Source organism: Streptomyces sp. NPDC002463 (assembly GCF_042889835.1).
GTDB lineage: Bacteria > Actinomycetota > Actinomycetes > Streptomycetales > Streptomycetaceae > Streptomyces > Streptomyces nymphaeiformis.
On the sequence record NZ_JBIARL010000012.1, the window covers coordinates 1 to 6,925 of the forward strand.

Below are 6,925 nucleotides of genomic sequence, written 5' to 3' on the forward strand. Positions count from 1 at the left end.
TCCGTCACATCAAAACGCGCCACACGCGAGTTCTACCAGCCCAGGCCCGCACACCATCGAGCCTCACGAAGATCCGAACTCCGTACAGCTCCTAGGGCCTGTTGGAAAGCGTTGGGCCCCAGCCAGGAACGTCTGGCTCCACCGTGCTGGCTGTCAGTGTGCTCTCGTAGGCTCTCGGCGGTCCGATCGAAGGGATTGCCATGGAAGACCCGACGGGTATCGCAGCGCTGGCCAGGATTCTTCCTCCGGATCTCGGCACTGACGAGGGGATCGACTGGGCGGCCGCGGAGGCGAGGTGGGGCACGCGGTTCCCGCGGGACTACATGGCCTTCATGTCCGTGTGGGGCGCCGGCTCCTTCGAGGAGGTCTGCATCCTCATGCCCTTGCCGAAGGAGTACATCCAATGGGATCCCGGGACCTTCGAGGAGGAGACGGAGAACGCTCGCTACACCTGGGAGATGCTGGACGGTCAGGAAGGTCTCGACATCAACCCGGACCACATCCTCGCCTGGGGTGTCACCTCCGGCGCGGACATCCTGTGCTGGCTGACCACCGACCCCGACCCCGACCGTTGGCCGATCCTGGTCTGCGGTCGCCACACCCGTGAGGACTTCACGCTGTTCTCCTGCGGCATGGTCGAATTCCTCCGCAAGCTGCTCCTGGGCGAGTTCGACCCTTACCCGATCAGCATCGGTCTCCGCGACGCCTCACCACGCTACGTGCACTGGCTCACGCAGCAACGTCGCTGGAAGGCGGGCTTGGACCGGTACCCTGGTGAACCCGCCACCCAGTAAGACCGTGTCCTATGTGGTGAGGCGGGCGTTGGGTTCGTCATGGGGCGGGGTACATGGAGTTGGATTGTTCCGGACGGGTTGTGGGAGATCGCGCGGCCGCTGATCCCGCCGTCGAAGGTGCGGCCGCAGGGCGGCGGGACGCAGGACACGCCTGATGAGACGCTGTTCGCCGCGATCATCTACGTGCTGGTGTCCGGTTGCGCCTGGCGGGCCCTGCCACCCTGCTTCGGGATATCGAAGTCCACGGCCCATCGCCGGTTCCTGATCTGGTCCAGGGCCGGAGTGTGGGGCCGGCTGCACGAGGAGATCCTGCACCGCCTCGACGACGCCGGCCTGCTCGACCTGTCCCGAGCCGTCCTCGGCTCCGCCCACGTCCGGGCGAAAAAGGGGGCGAACTCACCGGTCCGAGCCCCGTGGACCGCGGCAAGCCGGGCTCCAAGATGCACGTCCTGTCGGACGCGAACGGACTGCCTCTCCTCGTCGGCGTCTCGGCCGCCAACACCCACGACAGCCAGGCCCTGAAGCCCATGGTGCTCGGTCACCAAACGAAACACGACCCCCACCGCGGCCGTCACCTCAAACCCCAGCGCCTCCACGCCGACAAGGCCTACGACATACCTGAGCTGCGGAAATGGCTCCGCGGCAAACGCATCGGCGTCCGCATCGCCCGCAAGGGCATCGAGTCCTCAGAACGGCTCGGCCGCCGTAGGTGGGTGATCGAGCGGACCATGTCCTGGCTGACCGGCTACCGCCGGCTCAACCACCGCTACGAACGTCATCCCCGCAACTACCCGGCCTTTCTCGGCCTCGCCGCAGCCATCTGCTGCTACAAGCGACTCCTCCGCCTCACCACATAGGACACGGTCTTAGCCAACTCGTCAGGCAAAGGGGATCGAGCGTGAGTCCCGCTCGCCCTCGGAGCGTCACGCCAACGCGGCAGCAGACTTCGGCATCCGCCTGGCCATCAGCGCCTCGATCGCGGCCTCGCCCGGCCCACACCTGAGTCCCCGTCCCTTCGGAATCATCACACGTCATGGCGATCGTCGACCAACCGCCCTACACACCCTGTGATCCCGTCAGCGCGTCCCCGCCGACAGGGACTTCGACTCCGTCCAGCCCGCACACCTGTCAGACCGGTGACACACCAGCAAAAATCCACCCCCTCTGTACCGACGACATACATGTGAGTAGGTTGTGCCCTCGAGTGGATGAGCACGTTCCAACTTGCCCTGCACCATCCATTCTCGGATGTCTCTGCCGATCGAACTGCTGCAAGTGATTGGCGACGACCTCCTCTCATCTGCAGGTCAGACAGCAGAGATCAGGACACACCTAGGGCCTTGCCCTACTCGGCGTGCTCCGAGCTGTTCGGAGCCATCATCAGGAGAGTCAGTTGAGACAAGAGTTCCTCCGAAGAGGCTGGCACATCGCCGGTGCCGCGCTCGTCGCCGGCTTAATCGGACTGGCCACGGCGCTGGTCGCCGTGCAGATCGCCCTGCGCGTCGTGATCGCGCACAGCAGTACCTATCTCGACGTTCTCGTGGCGAAGCACCTCGCCCCGGAGTTCTCGGGCACCGTGGCCGGACTCGTTGCCGGTTCCGGGGTTCCTGTCCGGTGGCACATGGCGCCGTTCTCGGGACAGATCACCGCCCCCTGGGTGATTGAGCAGCGCTCCGCGCTGCTTCTTGTCGGAATCGGCGCGCTGATCGGTACCGGCGCGCTCGGGTGGTTCGTTGCCGCCGCGGCGCGTGTTCTCGCTCTCCCGAAGTGGTCGTTGCTGGCCGCCTCGGCGGGTTCCTACGCCGTCCTCGCGGGTATCGCTCAGGTGGCGACCCGCGACCCTGGCCCGGGTGCGGCGATGGAGCTGTCGACGTCGACCGTCTGGGCGGTCGTCGCGACGGCCGGCTGGGCACTGGCGGTCGGTGGTGCCGTCGTGCGCTTCTACCCCGCAGCGGGGCAGCGTTCGGTTCGGGACGTGCGGGCCGCGCGACAGCGGGCCGTGCGGGGGACGGTGGTCACGGCCGTGGTGGCGATGGTCGCCTCGGCGCTGTCCGTGAGTACTGCGGGGGCGGCGTCCGGGCATCCGAAGCCGTTGCCGAAGTGGCGGGCTTCAGGCGTCCGTGACGCCCTGAACGAGCTCCAGCGTGAGACCGGCCGCAAGCTCGACGTGGCCGACAGTCCGCAGACGGGTACTCCCTCGACGCTGGGTGGTCTGCGCAGCCGGCTGGCGGGGGGCGACGTTCCGGCGTGGCTCCACGCACATGCGAAGCTTTTCGGTGTCGCGGACACCGACGGCATGCTGTCGAAGGTCACCGGCCGCGTCCAGCTGCCCGACCCGAAGGGCGCCCAGCATGTCTGGTACGACCAGTCGATCGACGGCGTGCGGGTGTACAACGCCCGGCTGGGAGTGCACCTGGACCGCGACAAGACGACGGTGACCGCAGTCACCAACGGGTTGCGCCCCGACCTGATCCCCCCGGACTCGACGGTCCCGACGGTCAGTCAGAAGGACGCTGTCGCCGTCGCCGCCAAGACCATGCAGCATGCCAGGACAACCACGGATCCCTCTCTGGTGGTGTACCCCGGTCCCGCGAGACAGGGATTCAAGAGTCCCTCGGCCCTGGCCTGGCAGATCGATGTGATGGACAAGGCCGGGTTCAGCGAGCGGGTCTTCGTCGATGCTCTGCACGAGGGCGTCGTCGCCGGCGTCCAGCCCCTCACCGAGACGGCCGCGGCCGCGGTTCCCGACCCGCCGAGGGCCCTGCCGCAGAACGCCACCCCGAATGACCTCAAGTGGGCGCCGGCCCTCGACTACGACACCGAAGCCTGCTACAACGTCCCGGCGATCGGTCCGGACGGGGCCATATCCCAGGGCCTGGACCACAACAACACGACCTCCTCGGCCTACTGCCGGGACCAGTCCGATCTGGACAACACCAACGCGTACTCCCGGCAGCGGTGCAACTCCGGATGGTGTGTCTACCTCTATGACTACTACTTCGAGAAGGACGTGGCGGTCGAGCTCGCCGACGACGCCGGAGGACACGTCCACGACTGGGAGCACATCGCGGTCTGGGTGAAGGACGACAAGGCGCAGTACGTGGCCGCGTCCGCGCATGGCGGGTACGCAGTCCGACCGGCCGGCGAGGTCCTCTGGGACGGCACCCACCCCAAGATCGTCTACCACAAGGACGGCGGCTTCACCCACGCTTTCCGCTTCGCCAACACGGGCGACGAGCCACCGGAGAACCACTACCACAACTGGCGGCGGCCGACGCTCGTCTCCTACAACGGTTTCCCCGGTGGGCTGAGGGACAAGCTCTACGGCGCGGACTTCGGCCACGCGACGATGGGTACCAAGGACTCGGCGTTCGCGGGCAACCTCGCCGGAGCCGTCCCGACGGTCGAGGAATGCCATGACTTGCCCGATGGAGTCCAGTTCTGCGACGACGTTCCGGCTTTCCCTTTCGACTACAACCGTGACGACGGCTCCCCGGGCAACCCGCAGACGACCCTGAATCGGCTGGTCTTCGACATGAAGCACCAGACAAACTCTGCCGCAGCCGTACAGGTCAGAGGAGAGGGCGGGCCGGCCACCAACGACGCCGACGCGAACGACGCGTACGACCAGAGCGGCGTGGTCTACAGGTTCTTCAAGGACAAGTTCGGACGCAACAGCATCGATGGCGCCGGCATGGCGCTGAAGTCCTACGTGCACTACGACACGAACTTCAAGAACGCGTTCTGGAACGGCTCGTCCATGACGTACGGCGACGGCATGCTGTCGCAGGACGTCTCCGGCCACGAGATGACGCACGGCGTCACCCAGAACACCGCGGGTCTCCAGTACGCGTTCGAGTCCGGGGCTCTGAACGAGAGCATCTCCGACTTCTTCGGTGAAATGACCGAGCGAGCGGCGAAGGGAAAGAACGACTGGCTGGTGGGTTCCGACATGAAGGCCCTGGGGGCCATTCGGTCCATGGCCGACCCCACTGCCTACGGTGATCCGAGGCACATGAGCGCGTACTCCGAGACGTGTTTCGATCATGGTGGCGTGCACACCAACAGCGGAATTCCGAACTACGCGTTCTACCGCATGTCCGTTCTCATGGACCCCGATACCACCACCGCCATCCTGTGGAGGGCTCTGACGCAGTACCTTTCCCCGACGTCGACGTTCGCCGACGCCGAGACGGCCATGGTGACCGCTGCCTCCGACCTCTACGGCCCGTCGTCCCGTCAGGCTTCCGTCACCAACAGTGTCTGGACGAATGAGGTCGGGATCACGTCGAGCACCCCGGACCCGCGGCCTGAGGGCTGCGCCGGCGGAATCACCATTTCGTGCTTGACCTTGGAGCAGGTCTACGACAATTCCGCGGCACTGTCGGCCGACGGTGCCTCGCTCGAGGACGTGGCCGGCTCGCTGATCCACATGTACGAGACAGGCGCAGTCTCCCAGTCGCCCGCTGTCGTCTACTACGAGAAGCTCTTCCTCGACAACAGGGACGATGTCGACGCCACGCTGAGTCTCAGTGGACCGCTGCTGGATCAGTTCGTGCAGACGATCCAGGACTGGACGCCCGTGTTCAAGGCGGTCGGCACGGACCAGGCCGACACGGTGATCATGACCCAGCACCAGGTCGACTCGGCCAACGCCCTCATGGAGGCGATGGTCACCGCCGCCAACAAGGAAGGGAAGCCACAACTGGCCCAGCTGATCTCCAAGGAGTGGGCCAGGATGGACGCACAGCACCTGGTGGGCCTCAGCGTCACCGCGGGCATCCACTACCTCGACGGCATCGCCGAGCAGGTGCCCGCTCCCACCCCCGGACCGGCCGCACCTTCGTTGGCCTCCACCTTCAACAATGTGTCGGTCACGCAGGACACCGCTACCGACGCCGGTGACATCGACGGCGGAGGGGCCACCTTCTCCGCGCAGGCGCTCGCCGCGTCCGGGGTGACGCCGGGTTCCACGATCGCCCACGACGGGGTCGCCCTGAGCTGGCCCGCCGCGGCCGGCGCCGGGCAGCCGGACAACACGGTCGCCTCCGGTCAGACCATCGCGGTCAGCGGCACGGGTGACACGCTCGGCTTCCTGGTCTCGGCCAGCTACGGCCCCGCAGGGGGCACCGGCACCGTGTACTACAAGGACGGGTCGAGCAAGGAGTTCGGCCTCAGCAGCCCCGACTGGTTCAGCGCGAGCGGTGAGGTCGCCGTCGGCTCCGCGTATCAGAACCGTCAGGGCAACGAGAAGTTCGACGCTCCCGGATACGTCCACTACGTCGGTGTGCCCCTGCAGTCCGGCAAGACACCGGTCAGCGTCAAGCTGCCCGACGTCAGTTCCGCTGCGACCGAGGGGACGCCGTCGCTGCATGTCTACGCCATGGGGCTCGGCAACGCTGTGGACGACCTCGCGTCCGCCTTCAACAGTGTGGCCGTCACCCAGGACACCGCGACCAATGTGGGTGATCTCGACGGATGGGGCAGCAGCCTCTCCGCACAGGCGCTCAGCGCGGCCGGCGTGACCGCGGGATCGAAGGTCTCCCACAACGGGCTCGACTTCGTCTGGCCCGCCACCGCCGGCGGCAACGCGACCACGGGCACGGTCACCACCGGTAGCCTGGATAACGTTGTCTCCTCCGGCCAGACCGTGGCGATCAACGGCACCCGCGGGGGCACACTCGGCTTCCTCGTCGATTCGAGCTACGGCCCCGCAGGCGGCACCGCGACCATTCACTACTCGGACGGCACCAGCCAGCAGTTCACCCTGAGCGGCCAGGACTGGTTCGGCGGTACCGGTGACGTCGCCATCAGCACGGCGTACCAGAACCGCCGGAACAACCAGAGGTACGACCATGCCGGCTACGTCTATTACGTGAGTGTGGCACTGCAGTCCGGCAAGACACCGGTCAGTGTCCAACTGCCCGACGTCGGCACCGCGGCCGCTCCCGACAGGCCCACGCTGCACGTCTTCGCGATGACGCGCGGCTGACGACCGGCCAGGGAGACGGTTGCCCGTGGCGGGGGGGGCCCCCGGGGGGCCCCCCGGGGCCCCCCCCCGGGGGGGGGGCGGGGGGGGGCCGCGGGGGTGCCTACGGGGGGGGGGGCCCCCGGGGGCGGCGTGTGTGAAC

At 67.1% G+C, this 6,925-nt stretch carries 3 protein-coding genes; all 3 read left to right on the forward strand.

Going from position 1 to position 6,925, the window contains the following annotated elements:
• Positions 1–200 precede the first annotated feature (200 nt).
• Complete coding sequence (locus ACFYX3_RS23905) at positions 201–794, forward strand: SMI1/KNR4 family protein (RefSeq protein WP_389016733.1); 594 nt, start codon at positions 201–203, stop codon at positions 792–794.
• 39 nt (positions 795–833) lie between these two features.
• Positions 834–1,651, forward strand: a protein-coding gene (locus tag ACFYX3_RS23910; RefSeq protein WP_389016736.1) for an IS5 family transposase whose coding sequence is annotated in 2 segments (ribosomal slippage) — positions 834–1,176 and positions 1,176–1,651 — 819 coding nt in all. Because the reading frame shifts where the segments join, the coding sequence is not laid out codon by codon here.
• A 536-nt stretch (positions 1,652–2,187) separates the two neighbouring features.
• Positions 2,188–6,786, forward strand: coding sequence for an NPP1 family protein (locus ACFYX3_RS23915; protein WP_389016739.1), 4,599 nt, complete (start codon positions 2,188–2,190; stop codon positions 6,784–6,786).
• The last annotated feature ends 139 nt before the right edge of the window (positions 6,787–6,925 follow it).